The following is a 16,631-nucleotide window of genomic DNA, read 5'->3' as shown; positions in this document are numbered from 1 at the left end:
TCGCCGGGGCGTTGGCACCCCATTGGATGACCCGGCCTGTGTCAGGGGCGCATGACGGTGGCTCGTCGCTGCTCGCCGTGGGCCGCGATCCAGCGTATGAGGTGGCAGTTATCCCACCGAGTGCTGCGGCAGGCACGCCGACCGCGGCCACGCGCAAGAGCTGACGTCGCTTCATTGATCATCCTCAGAGTCGGCAAAACGGACGGGCGAAGAATCTAGCAACAACGGGCGCAGAGCTTTAGCAAAGCCACTGTGACCGGATAGGTAGTCAGATAAGTCGTCCAAGCGGCAACGGCGTCCATTGTGGAGGCTGGTAGGTGACGGCTTTCAATGGTTCGGCCGTGTTCAATGTGCAGTATCACGAGGGCTGCTGCGGTAATCCGGCTGATGGCCCAGGGCAGAGAATGGTGTTACGCAACGCTTTGAAGGTGCTCTTGAGCAGCGAGTTCCCGCGTTCGCCGACAGCGCGGACCGCGTCATGCGCTCGGGGCGCCGGTGGGCGCATGCGTGGGCGGTGGACGAGGTCTAGGGCATCGGTGCCGACCTGCTCAACGAGGACCGTCTCGGTTGGGCGTTGGACGCCCTGGCCAATCCGGGCCGGCCGTTCGAGCCAACGCCGCTACCACGACAACCACGGCGGCCAGCACCTGCATCAATATGGGCTGATTTCGATGAGCAAATGACATGCCGGGCATGGTAACGACGGCGACTTTCAAATCCCTTTCCCGGACCCCCGCTCCACCAACGGAACCGGGGAAACACAACATGAACAGCGACGACAACGAGAAGAGCGCCCGGCGCAACAAGATGATCATCGCCGACCTGCTCCTTGTCCACCAAGTCTGGCGCCCTCGACGAGCCGCTGCCGTTGAACCGCATCCGCCAGGACGGACCGTTCCACCCCCGCAAGCTTCGCCGCGCTACGCCTCGCGCCGACAACCGGCCCAGTTGGGGAGACCCAGGTATGCTCAGGCATCATCACCAGACATCGAAGGCAGCCGACTCTTAATCCGCGGGGTTCGGGGTTCGAGTCCCTGGCGGCGCACTTTGATCATGGCTCTGGCCCGGCAGCTCTGACCGGTTGGGGCTGTTTCGTGTCCACTGTGGACGTTTGCGTGATCGATGCAGGGTCGCACGTCCACGTCGACACCGCGCAGCGCCTGCGTCGCCCCGGTCGGGGCCGGGTACAGCTGCAACAGCCCCACGCCGGTCAGCAGCTTGGATCAGCCGTCACCACGGAACGCCTCCTCCTCCCGCGCCGACGACCGCACCACCGCGAGCCCGGTCGCCAGCGCCGCAGCCACCACCGCGGCACCGGCCGTTACCGCCACGGCGGCAAAAGGGACGCCGAACCGGAGCACCGGCACCTGCTCCGGCACCGGGTCGAGCAGCCGCGCCGCCATCGGACCCAGCACGGCCAGCCCGCCGACCGTGCACGCCAGCGCCACCAGCACCAGCGCGACGAGCTCCGCGGCCCGCGCACCGACGATCCTTGCCCGGCCGACCCCGACCCGGGCGAGCATGAGGTCACCGGGCCGTGCCGCCACCGCCGTCCGGTCGGCGTGCAGCGCCAGCGCGACGATCGCCAGTAGGGCGAGGTACGCGGCCACCCCCAGGTCGTAGCCGCGGGACTGGCGCGCCGCCACGTAGTCGGCGCGCTGCCGGTACTGCTCGCTCGTCGAAACCAGGGTGGCCTCGATCGACCGCGGCGCCATCACCTCGTCGATGCCGCGCCGCCCCTGCGAGCTCCACAGCTCGGTGCGGACGAAGACCGGCGGGCCGCCGGTCGGCCGCAGCCGCGGATCGTCGCGACCCATGTGCGGGAACACGACCGCGCCCGGCACGATGTACATCGTCCGGTTGCCGAACCCCGGGAACGCCGACAGCCGCGCGATCACCTGCAGCTGCCCGCCCCACCGGGGCAGGATCACCGGCACGTCGTCGACCCGCGCGAGCGACGGGTCGCCGACCACGATCACCGGGACCTTCCAGGTCGACGGGTCGGCGCCGGCCAGGCGCCGCACCGCGTCGCGGGCGGCGGCGAGGTCCGGCCCGCGGCCCCAGTCGGCGACCCGGAGGAACGACTCGGGCTCGATCACGACGAGGTCGCGGATCCCTTCGTCGTAGGGCGTGTAGGCGTCGATCCGCCAGACGAGCGTGAGGTGCGGGGGCAGCGGCGGCGTGCGCACGCCGGGCACCAGCCCCTCCGGCGGCCGCCCCTCCTGCGGGTCGGGCTCCGGCGGTTGCTGCACCGGCTGGTCGTCGAGCACGTGGGAACCGGGGATCGTGGCGATCGCCGCGGCGCCGGCCGACGTGGCCACGCGGTCGTCGATGTTCGCCCCGATGGTGTCGACGGCCGACATCGTGAACACGAGCATGCCGAGGCCGGTGGCCAGCAGCACCACCGTCAGCACCCGTTCGCCGCCGGCCGCGAGCCGGCGGCGCAGCAGCCAGCCGACGACCGCCGGCCTGCGGTCCGCCGTGGTCGTTGTTCTCCTCAGGGACGCCAGCCGCACGACCAGCGTGCCGCCGAGCACCCCGGCCGCGGCGAACACCAGCAGCGGGACGAGCAGGTCGATGCCCCGGGCCTGCGTGGTGCCCCACATCCCGACTGCGGCGACCGCCGCCGCCACGACGACGAGCAGCCCCCACGGCCGCGGCCGGCGGGGTGCGACCGGCACGGCCGGCCGCACCCGGCGCGCCGCCGACACCGCGGCCACCCCCGCGACCGTCACCGGGCCGGCGAGCGCGGCGATCCCGGCCGCGATCAGGGCGGGCCGCAGCGACGCGACCGTGACCGCACCGGGCGGGCCGAACCGCTCCACCAGCGCCCGGGCCAGTGCCCAGCCCGCGAACGCCGCCGGCACCGCGGGAACCAGGTGTTCGACGAACCACAGCGCGCCGACACTGGTCGGCGACAGCCCGGATCCGACGCTGTGCCGCAGCTCGATCCGCCGGCGCCGCACGGCGAGCAGGCCGATCGCGAGCACCGACGCCAGCCCGATCACGAGCGCCGCCCACCCCGCCACCCGGGAGCGACGCTGCACCGCCTCCGCCGTGCCGGCCGCGTCGGCGACCACCTGCGCGATCCCGCTGGCCACCCGCGGCGTGACCGGGCTGACGTCGATCATGCGGCCCAGGTAGCGACGCCGGACCTCCTCGACCTCGCGGGCGGCCGTGCGCGCCTGGGCCAGCGTCGTGCCGGGATCGAGCTGCGCGTCGGCCCACCACAGGATGCGGTCGCCGCTGGCTTTGGCCAGCCGTTCGATCGTGTCGATGTCGCCGATGAGCAGATGTGCCTTGAGCGTGGTCGCCTGCGGGTCGCCGGGGAAGTCCCGCTGCTCCCGCGCCCACGACCGGATGCCGCCGGGCGGGTCGGCCGGCAGCCGGCTGCCGGCCGTGGCGTAGACGCCGGCGACCGGCACCGCGACGCCGTCCGGGTTCGCGCCGAGGGTGTCGACGCGGTAGGTGACGGTATCGCCGGCGTGCACCCCGATGTCGGTGGCGACCTGCTCGGGCAGCCACACGCCCTCGCCCGTCACCGCGCCGACCGGTACCAGGCGGCTGGCCGGGTCCGTCGCGGCGAGCAGGCGCGCCGTCGTCGTCCGCCCGCCGGCCGACACCGTGGCCTCCCACCGCTTCGGCCGCACCGACTCCATCCCGACCGACACGCCGCCGAGCGTCGGCTCCGACAGGTGCCGCACACCGCGCAGGTCCCGCACCGCCACCTGCTGGTCGGCGCTGTTCGGCGACTCCGACGCGGTGACCCGCACGGCCACGTCCTCGCCCTGGTTCGCCGCCGGCGCGATCGCCGCCCGCCGCTTCACGAAGACCGCGTTGTCCGACGCCTCCTCGTACATCGGCGCCGACGCGGCGGCCAGGGACGCCACCGTGAACACCGCCAGCACCAGTACGGCCCACGGCCCCTGCCACAGCCAGCCAGTGACCACGGCCGCCACCAACGGCCAACGCACCCGTACGACCTCCCCGTCCACGGCCCGGGGTTTCATCCTGCCCGGCGGCGGGCGCGCGGTCCACCGGCGGTCTACTGAACCACGGTCAACCATTCGCGACCGGCGGGTCGAGAACAGTCGCACAGCCGCGGACAGCAAGGTGGCTGGCAAGCACGGTCGACTCCAGTTGCCCAGGCTGCAGTCCCTGCAGGTAACGATGACCGCCAGGAAGGCGACGCTTGGTGGCCGAGACCGGTCACGAGCGGCTGGTTGAACGTTGTCGTTCGTGGCCGGGCGCCGGGTGGCGACCCGGTTGGGTGATCGATGGTGATCGACGGTTCTGGCACTGGGCGGCACGGGCAGGGCAGGACCTAGCATTCTGATGTGGCGTTGCGCGGCACTGGGCAGCAAAAAGCAGCACCGGTTGGTGATGCGAAGTATTGGGCGATAGTGACCGGTTTATTCTCGTCATCCAATCGCGGTTCACCGGTGGTCCGCCGGTGGCCGGTACCGACGGCATCATTCTGCACATCCCTTCCGAGTGACCACCCTTCGGCGTATCGGCCGGCTGGGCCGAGCCCTCCGGCGCCGCATCAGCGCGGGCACCGGAGGGCTCGGCCAGGGGCTTGGTCGTGTCAATCTCAGAACGCGTGCTTCCTCGCGGCCTTGGGCAGGCCGGCGGCGGGTGCCAGCAGAATGTTGTCGAAGTCGAGTCCGCCGGGCAGATCGACGGTGTGGACCACGCGGCCGTCCGCGATCCGGACGATCTTCAGGGCGGCCTTTGGGGACGCCGTCGGAGAGGACGTCTGGGAGGACTTCGCAGAGGACTTCGCAGACGCCGTCGCAGAGGACTTCGCAGACGCTGTCGCGGACGCCTTCGGGGAGACTGCGACGGGGCCGTTGTCCCCGGCGTCTCTCACGGCGACGACCAGGTGATCCGCGTCGTACCAGGCCACGAGCTCATAGGTCGAGGCGGGCAGCGGCACCGTGCGGAGCTCTTCGGCACCGGTCGCCGCGTCGACGATCCGGGCCTGCGGTGTGAGCGGCGTCGACCGAGGGTCCCCGTAATCCAGCAGCGCGATGCGATCGTGGTCGGGGGAGAACTGCGCGCTGCTGTCCACCCGCACATGTACCGGTAGAGTCCGCTGGTACCTGCCGGTGAGGTCGTACTCATTCAGGTGGACAAAGGGCTCGGCGGTAGAGACGGTGCCGCCTTCGGTGCCCAGCAGCCGGTCGCCGCTCGGCGACCAGACGAACGACCCACCCATAGGCAGAAACATCGACGGCACCGGGGCCACCGGGGTGGTAGCGAGCGTGGCGGCGTCCACGACAACGGCCTGATGATCTCTGGTGAGTACGAACCGGGTGCTGTCGGGCGCCCAGGATGCGATCCTCGAATTCATGTTGGCCTCGACGTCCAGCCAGCGCACCTGCCCGTTGGCCCGGTCGAGGACCCCGATACGGCTACGGCGGATCGTGGAGGCGCCGATTACTGCCAACCTGCCGTCCGGCGACGGCACCACGCCCATGTAGTCCTGGGGGAGCTCGTCGTACTTGCCGGTCTTGGGGTTGAGCAGCAGCGCGACCCATGTGATCCCCACGTTCGGATCGACGGGCGGATCCGACGGGGAACTGGGTCGGCTCGCGCCGCTCAGCGAGGTGATGACGACCTTGTTCCCGGTCCATGCCGCGGCGGTGGGCTCGCGGGTACCGCGGGCGTCGAGGACCACCGGCACGGCGACGGCGGCGGCCATCACGACCGCGACGCCGGCCGACGCGGCGCGGATCGTGCGCCGTCGGCGGTAACGGCTGATCACCTTCTCCACCAGGCCGACAGGTGGCACCGCATCGCTCTGTTGCGAGATGACGTCGCGGAGTACCTCACGCACAGTCGTGTTCATCAGCGGATCTCCTCCAGGGTCAACGTGTCGATGTCCGGGCAGAGCGTGCGCAGCTTCGCCAGCGCGCGGGCGGCTTGGCTGCGCACCGTGCTGAGCCGGCAGCCGAGGATCTCGGCGATCTGGGCATCCGGCAGGTCCTCGAAATAGCGCAGCACCAGCACCGCCCGGTACTTGGGGGCCAGCCGGCGCAGCGCCGCGTGCAACGCCAGGCCGTTGTCCACCCGGGCGGGTTCGTCACCTCCTGCGGGTGATTCCGGAAGACGATCGGTGGACAGTTCCCGCCGGTGCATCGGCCGGCGCCACCAGCTGATGTACTGCCGGTACATGATGCGACGCACGTACGCGTCGGCGTCGTCGCCGCGGATCCGCGACCAGTGCCGCAACGCCTGCATCAGCGCGATCTGGAGGAGATCTTCCGCCTGCTCGCGGTGTCCGGTGATCGCCATCGCCATGCGGAACAGGACCGGGGAACGCGCCTGGACGTACGTGACAAAGTCATGGCGAATCTCAGCGTCCATCGAGTCGCCTCCCCCGCCGGTGTTCTCCCATGCCCTACTGAACGCGGCCCGGGTCCGAACTGCTGCATCCGGGCGCAACGAATGGGGAACGTCGTCAGCTTCGGCTGTCACGGAAGGGCGGCCGCGGTACACGTCCCCGTGCCGCACTGCGATCTTGGCATCCGGATCCATTTGGCCGCGATCCGGTGCGGCATCCGGGCCCGATCAGTCGAGTGGTCTGAGGAACTTCGTATCGCTGATGCCCATGTCACGCATGGCGGGAAAGTCGAGGCGAACCGCTACCGGCACATCGTCGAGTACGCCGGGCCGGTGATGGTGCCGTCTGCATGCCGGCCGGGTCCGATCTGTATCCGCTCCCACGGGCGCTCGACGTTTCGGACCGGCAATCCCAGACACGAGGCCCGGGCATGCATACCGTCACCGTCCGGACCTACCCGCTCGGGGCCGTCATCGTGCGATACGAGGCCATGCCCGATCGGCTCGTCGAGCACTTCGACGCCGTACTGCCACAACGTGCCGGCGGGTTCACTGGTCAGCTGTGGTTTGTGAGGTCCAGGCGCATGAGCCAGCGGATCGCGCCGCCGGATTTCGAGGTGGTCTCCGTGACACGGGTGAAGCCGGCGGCCTCGAACAGGTGCGTCGTACCGACGTAGGCGAGCGATGCGCTGATCCGGCCGGCCCGCGAATCCACCGGATACGCCTCGAGCATCGGCGCTCCCTGAGACCGGGCGTAGTCGATTGCCCCGCTCACCAGGTGGTGGGCGAGTCCCTGCCGCCGGAACGCGGCGCGGACGACCAGGCAGACGATGCTCCACACGGGCAGGTCGTCGATCGTCGGGATCGTCCGCGACCGGTTGAGCCGGTGGTGACTGGCGCGTGGGCTCACCGAACACCAGCCGGCCGGCTCGCCGTCGACGTATGCGACAACCCCGGGCGGCGTGCCCTCTTCGGCGTAACGTCGCAGGCGTGACGGGCGTGCCGAGCCGCGCAGTGAGTGGAACTCCGCGTTCGGCACGCGGTAGCTCAGGCACCAGCAACTGGGAGCGTCGGGGTTCCTCGGTGCGAGTATCGCGGCAACGTCATCGAAGCGTTCCGCCACCGCGGGGTGGACCTCGATCATCCGCGACACTCCTTCAACAACGCCGCACGGGCCGCTGCGGACAATCCGAACATCCTGTCATGCCGCGCTGCGCGCGCCATCCAGTTCTGGCACCAACCGTATGCGTTATCGAGGGTCGTTCTCGGGGAGGTTGAGGAACTCGCGTAGGCGCTCACAGAGGTGCTCGATGGCAATCTGGTGGTCCTCGTCGGTCCGGAGCGACTCTTCACCGGCCCGGTTTCCGAAGACCTCCTTGAGGACCAGCGAGGGCCATGCGAGGGCGGTGTCGCCGTGACGTTCAGCCATCCACACCTGGAACCTGGCGAGGTCACCCTGCCCGCGCGCAAGGTCGAATCCGGTCACCATCGAATACGCACGGTCGTACCGCAGACGGCCGACGTACATCCCGAGGCGGCGCTCGGTATGCCACAGCAACTCGTTCCAGTCCACGGGCCGATCCTGCCGGATGAGCGCAAGATCCGCGAAGCCCGGAAGCATCCACCCGCAGTACGCGGATCTGCCGCGAAAGAGGCACCCGTTGGCGCCCGTAGGTGCGTGGTTCAGGTGGACGGAGGGAGGATCTTCTCCAGGCCGGCCCGGAGCTGACGCCGCGCGGCTGGCTTGACCGCGAGATGGACCCGCAGCCAACCATCCACGTCGTCTAGTGGTCCTGCCGGTAATTGCATCGGTGTAAGTTGATGATCTGGTCTCGGCGTGGGGAAGCGCCGAGCCCTCATGTGTCCGCTGGTGGCGGGGGCTGGGGTGTCTCGTCGTTCTCCGTTCGTGGTGGTGCTATCTGACACCGATCGTGTGGTGTTGGAAGCGTCGGTGGCCGGTTATACCGCGCCGTTCTGGCTGGTGCAGAGGGCTCGGATCGTGTTGCTGGCGGCCGACGGTGTGATGAATGTGGATATCGCCCAGCGGCTGGGTGTGGACGTCGACACGGTCTGCAAGTGGCGTAAACGGTTCGTCGCCGAGGGGTTGGCCGGGTTGAAGGACCGGCCACGGTCGGGCCGGCCGCGCCGGTTCCCGGCCGAGGTGGTGGCCGGGGTCAAGGCGATGGCCTGTCAGCCACCGGCCGCGCGGCAGGTGGCTGATCCGCTCCCGTGGTCGCGGTGGAGTTCGGCGGAGCTGGCCGCCCAGGCGGTGGCGGAGGGCCTGGCGGTGAGCGTGTCAGCCTCGACGGTGCGTCGCTGGCTGGCCGAAGACGCGATCAGACCGTGGCGGCACCGGTCGTGGATCTTCCCGCGCGATCCTGACTTCGCGGCCAAGGCGGCCCGGGTGCTGGATCTGTACGAGCGGATCTGGGACGACTCACCGTTAGGCGCCGACGAGTTCGTGATCTCCGCGGATGAGAAGAGCCAACTTCAGGCGCTCTCGCGCTGCCACCCCGAGCTCGCGGCCGGGCCGGGGCGGGTGCGGCGGGTGGAGTTTGAGTACGAGCGGCACGGCACGCTCGCCTACTTCGGCGCCTATGACGTGCACCGGGCGCAGCTGATCGGCCGGGTGGCTCCGAAGACCGGCATCGTCCCGTTCGCCGAACTGGCGGAGCAGGTCATGACGACTGAGCCGTATGCGTCGGCGAAACGGGTGTTCTGGATCGTCGACAACGGCTCCTCGCACAACGGGCAAGCCTCGGTCGACCGGATGCGAACGGCGTGGCCGACCGCGACGCTGGTCCACCTGCCGGTCCATGCGAGCTGGCTGAACCAGATCGAGATCGTGTTCTCGGTCCTGCAACGCAAGGTCATCAAACCGGTCGACTTCGCCGACCTCGACGCGTTAGCGGCGCGGCTGACCGCGTTCGAACCGCGGTACAACGCCGCCGCCCGCCCGTTCAACTGGCGGTTCACCCGGGCCGACCTCGACGATCTGATCCAACGGATCGACGCCCACCGGGCCGCGCCACTGCTGATCCCGTCATCGGCGGTCGCAGCCTGAACCAGGCAAGATGAGCCGGTGGCGACACCACCGGCATCGACCAAGAGCAGCCTGCAACAGCGTCTGTCCCGACACGCCCGTGACCGCTGGCCCGCCCTGGCCCGCGTCGGCGTCCGCTTCCACGGCCAGTTCGCCTACATCGACGGGCACCTACCCGACGGCCAAGTCCTGCCACTGTGCCGGCTGCGTTACGGCGGCACCGCCAGCCGCTGGGGGTTCGCCATCTACCTGGCCTCAAAGGACGGCTACCACAACTCCGCCCTCCCCAACGGATACACCGCCGGCAGCCCCGAAGAAGCCCTCGACTGCGCCTGCGGCCTCTACCTCAACGACCCCACCGCCTGGCTACCCGACACAACACCGACGAATTAACAGGCAGAACCACTAGTTCCAGTTCCTGGGCGGCGGCGTGGGCGGTGAACCGTAGGGCCAGTTCGTCGTCGGACAGCGTCCAGTCGCGCAGGCCAGCCCTCAGGACGCTGTGGGCGGGCTCGAGGCACACCGTGTATGGCTCGTCGTCGGGGTCGTGCTGGATCACGATCCCGCGTCCGGACCCGTCGGCGTACTCGGCCATCCAGACCGAGAAGATGCCCTCAACCGGCCCCGAACCGGCCAGCCGCAGCGTGTCCGGCGGGCCTCCCGCGCACCACGGACAGTCGACCGGCTCCGGCTGCGGCGCAACGGGTACCGCCCAGATCGCGTCGGCGAGCACGAACCTGCCTTGCCAAGCTCCTTGACTGTCTGCCCACGCCTGCACGATCCGTCGGCGTGGCCCCCGGTGCACCTGGTAGACCAGCCCGTCGACATCCACGTCACCGCAGTACGTGGCACTGCCGTGCCCGGAGCGCGTGTCGAGCGGCGTGACCGTGTAGCCGGCCCGGCCCGCATGGAACGACCAGTGCCCGACGGCCTCGCAGCGGCCTGGCTCGCCCTGCGCCGGCGCGCCGGACCGCGTCTCGAACAGCAGGGTGGACGGGTCCGGCAGACGGCTCAGCTCGTCCAGTTGCTCCCACGTCGGCACGCCCCAAATCGTAAATGCCGATCATCGACCCGCTGGACGTCGGTTCAACAGCCGATCATCCATCCACGTCTTTCTATGTCGATTCCGGTGTGGTGGCGCGTGGTAGCGCTGACGACCGCCGGTGACAGACGGTCAGACATGGCTGGGTTCCCGATTTGTCGGCGAGGTTCCGGCGCGGCAACACTAGTCAGACACCCGTGAACTTTCAACTGGCTTCATCTCATGACCGACCGCGTGAGCCTTCGGCGCGCGGAACGCGCTTACACTGACGGCGCGTATGCGTCCGCCCCTGTGTTTGTGCGAGAGGACGTCCCGTTCATGGCGACAGGTCCTGTCCCGGGCAAGCGCGGGAGGTTCGCTGCGTTCAATTTCGGGCCGACAGTCGTATTTCCGGCGGTCACGAACGCCTGCATCGGCGCCGCCGTCAGGCGCCGTGGTCTGGTTCGGCTGCCGGTGCCCGGAAGGCGGGCCTACTGGGTCGTCAGCGATCCGGAGCACGTGCGGCGGGTGCTGGTGACCAACGCCGAGAACTACGACAAGGCAGGACCGCTGTACGGCGTGATCGCCAGCGCGGGCGGGGAGGGGCTTTTCACGGTCAATGATCCGGCGCTGTGGCGGACGCTGCGTCAGCTCATGGGCCCGGCGTTCCAGCGTTCCAATATGTCAACCGTCGCCGAGCTGAGTTCGCGCCTGTGGCAGCGGCGGATGGCGCGGTTCGACCCCGGCCGTCCGGTGGATTTCTTCGACGAGTTCAAGCAGTTGGGCATCGAGACGCTGGTGGAGTACCTGTTCGGCGAGACTGCCGACACCGGTCGGATCGCCTGGCTGGCCCAGTCGGTCTTCGAGGGGTTGGCCGGGCAGCTGTTCCTGCCCGGCTGGATGCCCGGCGCCGCCCGCTACGCGCGAGCCATGGCCGCCTTCGACGACCTTGTGTATTCCATGATTCGGGCCCGGCGCAGTTCGTCCGTTCCCAGGGATGACCTGCTCGGGTACCTGGTGTTCGCCGGCGACCCGCAGACCGGGACAGGACTGACTGATCGGCAGGTCCGCGACCAGGTATTCACCCTGTTCATGGCGGGCTTCGACAGCACCGCGACGGTGCTGGCGTGGGCCGTGAAGTACCTTGCCAGGGACCCGCCGTCGTTCGGGCGGCTCCGAGCCGAGGTGCTCGGCGTGGTGGGCAGTCGTCCGCCGACGCTGGCCGACACCGCGGACCTGCCACGGCTGCGGGCGTTCTGGCAGACGGTGCTGCACTACCAGCCGGCCTTCCGGATCTTCTTCCGGAACGTCGTCGGCGCGGACCGGTTGGGCGACGCCGCCGTGTCCCCAGGCGACCAGCTCATGATCTCGCCGTACGCGACCCACCGGGATCCCCGGTACTTTCCGGGTGCGCGGCATTTCGACCCCGACCTGCTGGCGCACCCGCTCACCGCGAGGGAGCGGTCGGCTCACCTGCCGTTCGGTCAGGGCCGGCGCAAGTGCCCGGGGGAGGAGATGGCGTACGCGACCGGCGTCCTCCCGCTGGCAATGCTGTTGCAGCGGTGCGACGCACTGAGCCTGCCCTCGCTCCACGGTGGACTGCGGAACAGATACGCCATAACCAGCCCGCCGCTCAGCTCCCGCGTGCGGGTGACCCTCCACGGCTGAGCCGGGCTCCGGGTCAGCAAGGCGTTCCTCAACTCGCCGGGGCACTCTGGTGCCGGTCGATACCGACCTCTGCGCGAAGCAGTTCTCGAGGCGCACGCTGGTCAACAGGTCGAGGTAGATGCTGGTCCGCTGCTCACGAGCGAACCGCAGATGCTCCTGCCTCAGAGCCAACCGGAAACCGAGGGCAGTAGCGATTAGCGTGTCGTCGCTCACGGAAATGGGCTCTGTCGCTGATCTGTGGTCGGCGTCGCGGCGGGTGTCCTTTGTGGACTGTGGTAGCTGACTGCGGTGTGATCTTGAGGGCGTCGATGGCCTGGTGTCCGACCTGCGGCACATCCGGATCGACTCGGTGGATGGGGAGTCGGGGCTAACCGCACGTCACGGCGAGCCCGCACGGAAGCCAGCAGGATAGAACGATCGAACCGACGAGCGCCAAGGCCCCGCGCACGACCTGACCGTGCCCGCCCCGGTTCGCGCGCGCGGACGCGAGCCCCTGCTCGACGGCGACCGACATCACCCAGACGAAGGCCAGGAACGGCAACAGGTACTCCCAGGTCGTGTAGGCGAAGGGGCCGGCGTTGCCGTTGCCGTAGTAGTTCGCGCACTGTTCCTCGGGCATGCCGAGGAAATCCGACCAGTGGTAGGCCAGTTCCAGCTGGAACATCAGCATGGCCATGGCGAGTCCGCCGACGGTGAACGCCCACAGTCCCGCCATCGTCGACCGCGCCGGTCCCGGCTGCTCCACGGTGCCGACGCTAACGACGCGATGCGGAGGAACGGTGGAGAACGTGTGAGGGTCGGCCCGGCTGCCGGGTTCAGTAGGCCTGGACCACCCGGGCGGTCGGGTCGGCGCCATCGGCCGTGCGCAGGCGGTCGGCCAGCGCGAAGCCGGGCACGGCGAAGCGGGCCGCGTGCTCGCGGTCGGAGAGGACGAACGTCCGCCCCGCGCGTCCGGCTGCCACCTCTATTCCGGGGCGTAGCGGACGATCTCCCGCACGGCGGCGGGCGGAGGGACAGGTGCCGTCGGTGGCGTGCGCCCCACGGGCGGCACCGGTGGACGCTGAGCGGACGTGAGGCGCCGCCGCTGGTGACAGCGGCGGCGCCTCGGGAGTGGTTGGGTCAGGCCACCTCGCACAGAACCGGCTGCGTCGGGTCCGCGGACGGGTCGGCTTCGTCGGCGGTCGCGGCGGCTGCCGGCCCGCGGTCGGCTCGCATGACCGTGACGGCGACGACGGCGGCGGCGAGGACGAGGGCGGCGCTGACGCCGAACGCGTACCGGTATCCGCCGGTCAGTGCGGCGACGGTCGACGCGCCGTGCGCGGTGAGGCTGCCGGTGCGCGTCGCCGATACGGTCGCGAGAACGGCGAGGCCGACCGCGGCGCCGATCTGGGTCGTGGTGTTGACCAGTCCTGAGGCCAGACCGGCGTCGCTGGGCGTGGCACCGGACATGGCGAGCGTGGCCAGGGCGGGGAACGCGACTCCGACACCGGTACCGAGCAGGATCGCCGACGGCAGCACGTCGAGCAGGTAGGTGCCCTCGGCCGGTACCCGGGCGAACCAGGCCAGGCCCGCGGCGATCAGCGCCAGGCCGGGCAGTAGCAGCGCCCGTGCGCCGAAGCGGGTGATCAGCCGTTCGGAGTACCGCAGCGACAGGGCTCCCATCACCACGGTGGTGGGCAGGAACGCCAGACCGGTACCGAGGGCGTCGTAGCCCAGGATCCGCTGCAGGTACAGCACACCGAGGAAGAACATCCCGAACATGCCGGCCACGGCCAGCGCCATGATCAGGTTGGCGCCCACGACGTTACGGGAGCGGAAGATCCGCAGCGGCAGTAGCGGCGACGCGGCCGTTGCCTGGCGCACTACGAAGCCGACCAGCAGCACTACCGCGACGGCGGCCATGGCCTGTGTGCGGCCGGCACCCCAGCCGTACTCCGCCGCCGGTGCGACGATGGTGTACACACCGAGCATCAGGGCAGCGGTGATCAGCACCGCGCCCGGAACGTCCACGCCGCGGCCGGCGGCGCCATCAGGGTCGCGGGGGAGCAGGCGTTGGGCGCCGACGGCCGTCGCGATACCGATCGGCACGTTGATGAGGAAGATCCAGTGCCAGTTGACCGCCTGGGTCAGCACACCACCAGCGAGCAGGCCGATCGAGCCGCCGGCGGAGGCGACGAAGCTGTAGACACCGATGGCCTTCGCCCGCTCCGCGGGCTCGGGGAACATGGTGACGATCATGCCGAGAACCACGGCCGAGGTCAGAGCGCCGCCCACGCCCTGCACGAACCGCGCGACGACCAGCATGGCCTGGCTCTGCGCCACGCCGCACAGGATCGACGCCACCGTGAACACCGCCAGGCCAATCTGGAACACGCCCCGTCGCGAGGTCAGATCACCGATCCGGCCGGCGAGCAGCAGCAGACCGCCGAAGGCGATCAGATAGGCGTTCACGACCCAGGCCAGGCTCGACTGGGTGAAGCCGAGGTCGTTCTGGATCGCCGGTAGCGCGACATTCACCACCGTGGCGTCCAGGACGATCATCAGTGTTCCGGTGCACAGCACGCCCAGGGCCAACCACCGGGACCGGTCCCGGGCCGAGCCGAATCCCTGGATCTTGCCGGTCGATGAAACGATCTCCTGTACCACGATGACCTCCGTTGTCGATGGTTCGTGGGTAGGACTGACCCCGCCCGGCCAACTCATCGGTCGAGTGACGGCGATCACCCTGCACCCGTGGTCGCGCTACTGCGCAACGATGTGGCGGGAGCCGAAGGGGTGGTCCGACGTGGACGCGCAACTGGGCGCCCGCCGGGCTCCGACCCGTTGCCCGGCGGATCAGTCTGACGCTTCATCCGCGCTGACCTGACCCGGCTCAGAGCACGACGCTGACGATCTTTCCGGGTACGACAATCACCGTGCATGGCTCCCGTTGGCCCACGACGGCGGCGACCGCAGCCAGCGCCCGGGCCCGCAGGTCCGCCTCGGACGCCTCGGCGCGAACGGCGCCACTCTCAGCGAGATGGTGCTCGCCAGCGTGCGGTCGACCTGCGGGTGACGCAGATCGCCAACAGGCTGTGGGCCCTGCTGCGACCCGGCGCGCTAGGAACTGGATGAGCTGGACCCGCACGACGAACTCGACGAACTCGACGAACTCGAGGAGCTGCACGAGCTGGAGGAGCTGCTGCACGAACTCGACGAGCACGAACTCGACGAGCTGCTACAGGAGCTGCTGGAGCCGCTCCAGTCCGGCGACGGGCTGTACCCGCCGCTGCCCGGGTCGTAGTACCAGGTGCCGCCGCCGTGGTGGGTCCCGCCGTGGTGGGTCCCGCCGTGCCCCGCCCCGCTGCGGACAGCGACCACCACCAGCACGACGACGAGCGCGAGCAGCACCACCGCGAACATCGCGCACATGAGCACCGCGAACAGCTCCATACCCGCACGATAGCCAGCGGACGCTACGACCTGTGGCTATGACGAACCGCCCGCCGTCGACACTGCCGATCCCGCCGACTCGCGGTCGGTGAATGGCGGCTGGGCGGGTCGGATGGCCTGCCACGCGTCGACAGCCTGGCCGAGGACCGGGTCGACGGGCTTGGTGAAGGCGGTGCCGGTCTTGTGGGTGGGCATGTCGAGCAGGCAGACGGCGTCGCGTCAGGTTGAGCCCGGCCCAGAGCAGCTTCGCCCAGATGTCATCGGCGATCACGCGTGGGTTCGGGCCGAGTAGAGCGGTGATGCTGCGCGGGACGGCCAGTGCGCGTTGCGGGTCGGTCGGAAACCCGGGCGGATCGCCCGCAGGTGCACCCGCTGAAAGCAATGTGGCATACGTGTGAAAGCGGTCGGCTCTAGCGTCGGTCGGCACTCGACAGGAAGGTACTTCACAATGCTCGGCCGTCTCAAGAAAGCTCTTGTGTGTGCCACGCTGACCGCTTCCGCGATCGGATGGTTCGCGGCCCCCGCGCAGGCCGCACCTGCTCGTCCCGAGTACTTCAAGAACCAGTGCGACAGCGGGCGCGCCTGCATCCTGCTACGGGGAGTCGCGTCGACCTGGTGGAACGCGGACCACTGCGGCGACAACGGGATCCACGACTATTACCAACTCGCGGTCGCCAACGGCAACCCCTTCAGGGTCTACTACGACAACGGCACGTCGGTCTACGTCCCGGCGTGGGAGCAGCGGGGTCTCGACCGGAACTACCTGGTCGTGGGGATGCGCGTGTACTGCTGAGCAGACCGAGGCTCAGACCAGGCCGGCCCGCACGGCGTGCAGGGCGGCCCGGGTGCGGTCGGCCACGCCGAGTTTGGTGAAGATCGCGCTCACGTGGGTCTTCACGGTCTTCACCGAGACGTTCAACACGCGGGCGATCTCGCGGTTCGAGCGCCCGCGCGCGATCTCGACCAGCACATCGCGTTCACGGCGGGTCAGGGCGGCGTGTGGGCGGCGCGCCGTCGCCGGCGGCACGGTCTCCGCACCGCGCAGGGTCTGGGAGTCCATCAGCGCCGCGGTCGGGTCGGGGGTGCGGAGTTGGCGTTCGCGTTGTCCGGTGGTCCGGA

Annotated in this window: 17 protein-coding genes and 1 pseudogene; 4 read left to right on the top strand and 14 right to left on the bottom strand. The window is 69.6% G+C overall.

The window, feature by feature from the left end:
- Window positions 1-332: 332 nt before the first annotated feature.
- The 7 genes and pseudogenes from Vau01_RS64010 to Vau01_RS49245 all read right to left on the bottom strand — a co-directional run.
- Window positions 333-481 (bottom strand): annotated as a pseudogene (locus Vau01_RS64010) (IS5/IS1182 family transposase); the annotation flags it as partial.
- Between the two features lie 67 nt (window positions 482-548).
- Window positions 549-815: a hypothetical protein gene (locus Vau01_RS49270; protein ID WP_204007971.1), complete on the bottom strand. Its 267-nt coding sequence runs from the start codon at window positions 813-815 to the stop codon at window positions 549-551.
- A gap of 408 nt (window positions 816-1,223) precedes the next feature.
- Window positions 1,224-3,974 (bottom strand): hypothetical protein, encoded by a 2,751-nt coding sequence (locus Vau01_RS49265; protein WP_204007969.1) that lies wholly within the window; start codon window positions 3,972-3,974, stop codon window positions 1,224-1,226.
- Window positions 3,975-4,594: 620 nt separating this feature from the next.
- Window positions 4,595-5,710 carry a WD40 repeat domain-containing protein gene (locus tag Vau01_RS49260; protein ID WP_204007967.1) on the bottom strand — a complete coding sequence of 372 codons (1,116 nt, stop codon included), beginning with the start codon at window positions 5,708-5,710 and terminating at the stop codon, window positions 4,595-4,597.
- A gap of 143 nt (window positions 5,711-5,853) precedes the next feature.
- The gene (locus tag Vau01_RS49255; RefSeq protein ID WP_204007965.1) at window positions 5,854-6,372 is read right to left on the bottom strand and encodes a SigE family RNA polymerase sigma factor; all 519 of its coding nucleotides are present in this window, start codon (window positions 6,370-6,372) and stop codon (window positions 5,854-5,856) included.
- A 532-nt stretch (window positions 6,373-6,904) separates the two neighbouring features.
- On the bottom strand, window positions 6,905-7,492 hold the full coding sequence (locus Vau01_RS49250) for a GNAT family N-acetyltransferase (RefSeq protein WP_204007963.1): 588 nt from the start codon (window positions 7,490-7,492) through the stop codon (window positions 6,905-6,907).
- Window positions 7,493-7,597: 105 nt separating this feature from the next.
- Window positions 7,598-7,921, bottom strand: coding sequence for a hypothetical protein (locus Vau01_RS49245; RefSeq protein WP_204007961.1), 324 nt, complete (start codon window positions 7,919-7,921; stop codon window positions 7,598-7,600).
- A 378-nt stretch (window positions 7,922-8,299) separates the two neighbouring features.
- Here Vau01_RS49245 and Vau01_RS49240 point away from each other — a divergent pair, with 378 nt between their 5' ends.
- Both Vau01_RS49240 and Vau01_RS49235 read left to right on the top strand, forming a co-directional pair.
- Window positions 8,300-9,412: an IS630 family transposase gene (locus Vau01_RS49240; RefSeq protein ID WP_204007959.1), complete on the top strand. Its 1,113-nt coding sequence runs from the start codon at window positions 8,300-8,302 to the stop codon at window positions 9,410-9,412.
- 18 nt (window positions 9,413-9,430) lie between these two features.
- Window positions 9,431-9,784, top strand: a complete 354-nt coding sequence (locus Vau01_RS49235) for a hypothetical protein (protein WP_204007957.1) — start codon at window positions 9,431-9,433, stop codon at window positions 9,782-9,784.
- Here the strand turns inward: Vau01_RS49235 and Vau01_RS49230 are convergent.
- Complete coding sequence (locus Vau01_RS49230; protein WP_204007955.1) at window positions 9,738-10,433, bottom strand: hypothetical protein; 696 nt, start codon at window positions 10,431-10,433, stop codon at window positions 9,738-9,740. The genes Vau01_RS49235 and Vau01_RS49230 overlap by 47 nt on opposite strands.
- Before the next feature lie 453 nt (window positions 10,434-10,886).
- On the opposite strand from Vau01_RS49230, the gene Vau01_RS49225 reads away from it, so the two are divergent.
- Window positions 10,887-12,080, top strand: coding sequence for a cytochrome P450 (locus Vau01_RS49225; protein ID WP_204007953.1), 1,194 nt, complete (start codon window positions 10,887-10,889; stop codon window positions 12,078-12,080).
- A gap of 367 nt (window positions 12,081-12,447) precedes the next feature.
- Here the strand turns inward: Vau01_RS49225 and Vau01_RS49220 are convergent, their stop codons facing one another.
- The 5 genes from Vau01_RS49220 to Vau01_RS49200 form a co-directional block, all read right to left on the bottom strand.
- Window positions 12,448-12,825 carry a hypothetical protein gene (locus Vau01_RS49220; protein WP_204007951.1) on the bottom strand — a complete coding sequence of 126 codons (378 nt, stop codon included), beginning with the start codon at window positions 12,823-12,825 and terminating at the stop codon, window positions 12,448-12,450.
- 70 nt (window positions 12,826-12,895) lie between these two features.
- The gene (locus tag Vau01_RS49215) at window positions 12,896-13,042 is read right to left on the bottom strand and encodes a hypothetical protein (protein WP_204007949.1); all 147 of its coding nucleotides are present in this window, start codon (window positions 13,040-13,042) and stop codon (window positions 12,896-12,898) included.
- Window positions 13,043-13,199: 157 nt separating this feature from the next.
- Window positions 13,200-14,726 carry a DHA2 family efflux MFS transporter permease subunit gene (locus Vau01_RS49210; protein WP_239152538.1) on the bottom strand — a complete coding sequence of 509 codons (1,527 nt, stop codon included), beginning with the start codon at window positions 14,724-14,726 and terminating at the stop codon, window positions 13,200-13,202.
- A 453-nt stretch (window positions 14,727-15,179) separates the two neighbouring features.
- Window positions 15,180-15,512: a hypothetical protein gene (locus Vau01_RS49205; RefSeq protein ID WP_204007945.1), complete on the bottom strand. Its 333-nt coding sequence runs from the start codon at window positions 15,510-15,512 to the stop codon at window positions 15,180-15,182.
- 36 nt (window positions 15,513-15,548) lie between these two features.
- The gene (locus Vau01_RS49200) at window positions 15,549-15,707 is read right to left on the bottom strand and encodes a hypothetical protein (RefSeq protein ID WP_204007944.1); all 159 of its coding nucleotides are present in this window, start codon (window positions 15,705-15,707) and stop codon (window positions 15,549-15,551) included.
- A 253-nt stretch (window positions 15,708-15,960) separates the two neighbouring features.
- On the opposite strand from Vau01_RS49200, the gene Vau01_RS49195 reads away from it, so the two are divergent.
- A complete protein-coding gene (locus Vau01_RS49195; protein WP_204007942.1) occupies window positions 15,961-16,305 on the top strand; it encodes a hypothetical protein in 345 nt (114 codons plus the stop codon).
- Window positions 16,306-16,317: 12 nt separating this feature from the next.
- Here Vau01_RS49195 and Vau01_RS64005 read toward each other — a convergent pair whose 3' ends face one another.
- Entirely contained in the window at window positions 16,318-16,572 is a 255-nt protein-coding gene (locus Vau01_RS64005) for a response regulator transcription factor (RefSeq protein WP_275424038.1), read from the bottom strand.
- Window positions 16,573-16,631 lie beyond the last annotated feature (59 nt).

The organism is Virgisporangium aurantiacum, from assembly GCF_016863635.1.
GTDB classification, from domain to species: Bacteria; Actinomycetota; Actinomycetes; order Mycobacteriales; family Micromonosporaceae; genus Virgisporangium; species Virgisporangium aurantiacum.
This window is presented reverse-complemented; position numbering and strand designations above follow the sequence as displayed.

Bases quoted from the DNA above. Each gene is read 5' to 3' on its own strand.
- Vau01_RS49270 (WP_204007971.1), bottom strand. From the start codon at position 815: ATGATCATCTTGTTGCGCCGGGCGCTCTTCTCGTTGTCGTCGCTGTTC.
- Vau01_RS49255 (WP_204007965.1), bottom strand. From the start codon at position 6,372: ATGGACGCTGAGATTCGCCATGACTTTGTCACGTACGTCCAGGCGCGT.
- Vau01_RS49250 (WP_204007963.1), bottom strand. From the start codon at position 7,492: ATGATCGAGGTCCACCCCGCGGTGGCGGAACGCTTCGATGACGTTGCC.
- Vau01_RS49205 (WP_204007945.1), bottom strand. From the start codon at position 15,512: ATGGAGCTGTTCGCGGTGCTCATGTGCGCGATGTTCGCGGTGGTGCTG.
- Vau01_RS49200 (WP_204007944.1), bottom strand. From the start codon at position 15,707: ATGCCCACCCACAAGACCGGCACCGCCTTCACCAAGCCCGTCGACCCG.
- Vau01_RS49195 (WP_204007942.1), top strand. From the start codon at position 15,961: ATGCTCGGCCGTCTCAAGAAAGCTCTTGTGTGTGCCACGCTGACCGCT.
- Vau01_RS64005 (WP_275424038.1), bottom strand. From the start codon at position 16,572: ATGGACTCCCAGACCCTGCGCGGTGCGGAGACCGTGCCGCCGGCGACG.